Source organism: Polaromonas sp. P1_G2 (assembly GCF_056405515.1).
Genome location: NZ_JBFUBY010000398.1, coordinates 1 through 2743, shown reverse-complemented (window position 1 = coordinate 2743; position 2743 = coordinate 1). Strand labels below are relative to the sequence as shown.

Genomic DNA, 2743 nt, shown 5'->3' with positions numbered 1-2743 from the left:
AAAGTGAGTAGCCGCCGGGCTACCCCCGGCCAACAGAACTTAGAAGAGCGCGCCCCGCCGGAGCAAGACTCGGCTTCAATCAGTCGCCCAGGTCGACCAAACCTGCCAGCTCCACTCCAGCCGGAGCACCATAATCCGCCATCACCACCGCCCGGCTCGAGTCCGCCGAAATACCCTGCAGCCGCTCTTTAACAAACGCAATCGAGGGCGCATCGAGCGCGGCAAACGGCTCGTCGAGCAGCAACAGGTCGGCACCTGAGGCAAACCCCGCCGCAAGCCAGACCTTGCGCTTCGACCCGGTGGACAGCATGAAGAGCTTTTTATCCATGTGTGGCTCCAGCCCCAAGCCTTCGACCAAGGGCTCCAGTAGCGTCTCATCAAAGCCCGGATAGCGGCCACCCAGCGATGCGAAGAACTGCACCGGCGTGAGCTGGTCGAAATCGATGCTGCGCGGTTCCATCCAGAACAGCTGCCGGCGATAGGCCTCGGGCTGCTGTTTCAGTGAGACACCGTTCAGCTGCAACTGCCCCGCATCCGCAGCCAGGGCGCCCGCCATCAGGCGCAGCAGGGTGCTCTTGCCGCGCCCGTCGCCGCCTTGCACCAGCGTGACGCCGGGTGGGATGGTGATGGACAGCTGGGAGAAAAGCTCCACCTTGGGATTGGGATAGTGGAAGCTGAGGTTTTCAGTGATGAGAACCGCAGGCGCGACAATGGATGGGGATTTGATGGGTTGCCCTGTTTAGGTGAAGTAGTTGGCCATTGTAAAAATACGGTGCCGATCCGGTAATTGCAGTATTTAAATCGAGGCGAAATCATGTGGCGTGTTATTTTGGGCTTTCTTGCTTGCATAAGCGTGCTGCCGATTTTTTTCTTATGGAAACATGGCTCGCTGAACTTCTTCGTGTCCGCGGTCATGGCGGTGGTTTGTGTGGTGGGAGCGGTCCCCTTGTTCTACTACTTCAGCAAGAACAAAGCGCCCAGTTGCCGTGACATCTCCAGCGCGGGAGGTGTTCTTGGGCTGCTTTGCGCCGTGCCCTTTGCACTGATGACGGGGCCGTTTGCGGTGTTTTTTGCCGTCCCATTTGTGCTCATTGGTATGGCGCTCGGACTTCTCTTCTGGATGATTGCGATTTACCGCAATAAAGCCATACCCATCCGCTGGCGATCAGCTGCGGCACACCCACCTGACCGGGCCATGAATTAGGCCGCGGCTTGTACCAGTAGTTGGGCCCTTCCCGGCAACTCCGCGAGCAACACGACCTGTCCGGGCGCGATCACGCGATCCGCCTGAAACCCTTCTCCAGACGCCACATCACCCCGCTGCCAGCGAATCGTCAGCGCACGGCCTTGCACTTGGAGGGCTATCTCAAACGACGGCCAGTGCGCCGGCACGCACGGCGACAGCGACAGTTCACCCTGCTGCACGCGCAGGCCCAGGATGTTTTCGATGGCCGCGCGGTGCAGCCAGGCGGCCGAGCCGGTGTACCAGCTCCAGCCGCCGCGGCCTACGTAAGGGGCGCTGCCGTAGATGTCGCCGGCCATCACATAGGGCTCCAGTTCGTAGGCCGGGCCGCGCAGCGGGTGTTCGCTGCGGTGGGCGGGGCTCAGGGCCTGGAAGCTCTCCCAGGCGGCTTCGGCGTCGCCGGTGGCGGCCTGGGCCATCATGGCCCAGACGGCGGCGTGTGAATACTGGCCGCCGTTTTCGCGCACGCCGGGCGGGTAGGCCTGGATGTAGCCGGGGTTGTCGGCCGAGTGCTGCAGCGGCGGCGTGAGCAGGCGCAGCAGGCCGGCCTCGGGATCGACCAGCTGTTCATTCATGGCCTGCATCGCGGGCACCGTGAACTCATCGGTGGACGCGCCGGACAGCACGGCCCAGGCCTGGGCGATCAGGTCTATGCGGCATTCACTGTTGGCGGCGGAGCCCAGCGGCGCGCCGTTGTCGAAAAATGCGCGGCGGAACCAGGCGCCGTCCCAGCCGTCTTTGTGCAAGGCGCTGATCCAGCCCTGGCGCGCGGCCAGCCAGCTGTCGACACGGCGGGTGTCGCCGCGCGCGCGCGCCAGCGGTTCGAAGTCCTGCACCACACGGCACAAAAACCAGGCCAGCCACACCGATTCACCGCGGCCTTCATGGCCCACACGGTTCATGCCGTCGTTCCARTCGCCGGTGCCCATCAGGGGCAGGCCGTGGGCGCCGGTGGACAGGCTCTTGTCGAGGGTACGCGCGCAGTGCTCGAACAGCGTGGCGCTTTGCGTGCTGGTTTGCGGCGCGTAGTAGGCGTCTTCCGCGCCTTCGGGGATCGCCGGCCCGTCAATGAAGGCGACCTCTTCGTCGAGGATGGCTGCGTCGCCGGTCACCGCGACATACCAGGCGCAGGCATAGGGCAGCCACAGCAGGTCATCAGAGAAATGCGTGCGCACGCCTTCGCCGCCGGGCGCGTGCCACCAGTGCTGCACGTCGCCTTCCGGGAACTGGCGTGAGGCGTTGAGCAAAATCTGGCGGCGCAGGCGGTCGGGCTCGATGACGGCGAAGGCCATGGCATCCTGCAACTGGTCGCGAAAGCCGAAGGCGCCGCCAGCCTGGTAGAAGCCGGCTTTGGACCACAGGCGAGAGGCCAGCGTCTGGTAGAGCAGCCAGCGGTTGACCAGGGCATCGAACAGCGGGTCGGGCGTTCGCACCTGCAGCTTGCCCAGCAGGCCGGACCAATAAGCCTTGACCTCGTCCAGCGTTTGCTAGCTATAAATC

Annotated in this window: 2 protein-coding genes and 1 pseudogene; 1 reads left to right on the top strand and 2 read right to left on the bottom strand. The window is 64.0% G+C overall.

Features of this window, described 5'->3' with window-relative positions; translation table 11 throughout:
• Positions 1-79: 79 nt before the first annotated feature.
• Complete coding sequence (locus tag AC1D0P_RS24175) at positions 80-652, bottom strand: ABC transporter ATP-binding protein (protein ID WP_477679057.1); 573 nt, start codon at positions 650-652, stop codon at positions 80-82.
• A 162-nt stretch (positions 653-814) separates the two neighbouring features.
• Between AC1D0P_RS24175 and AC1D0P_RS24170 the strand changes: the two genes are divergently transcribed.
• The gene (locus AC1D0P_RS24170) at positions 815-1204 is read left to right on the top strand and encodes a hypothetical protein (RefSeq protein WP_477679056.1); all 390 of its coding nucleotides are present in this window, start codon (positions 815-817) and stop codon (positions 1202-1204) included.
• Here the strand turns inward: AC1D0P_RS24170 and AC1D0P_RS24165 are convergent.
• Positions 1201-2703 (bottom strand): annotated as a pseudogene (locus tag AC1D0P_RS24165) (GH36-type glycosyl hydrolase domain-containing protein); the annotation flags it as partial. The gene AC1D0P_RS24170 and the pseudogene AC1D0P_RS24165 sit on opposite strands and share 4 nt — an antisense overlap.
• Positions 2704-2743: the final 40 nt, after the last annotated feature.

Coding starts and splice junctions, on each gene's coding strand:
- AC1D0P_RS24170 (WP_477679056.1), top strand. CDS start 815: ATGTGGCGTGTTATTTTGGGCTTTCTTGCTTGCATAAGCGTGCTGCCG.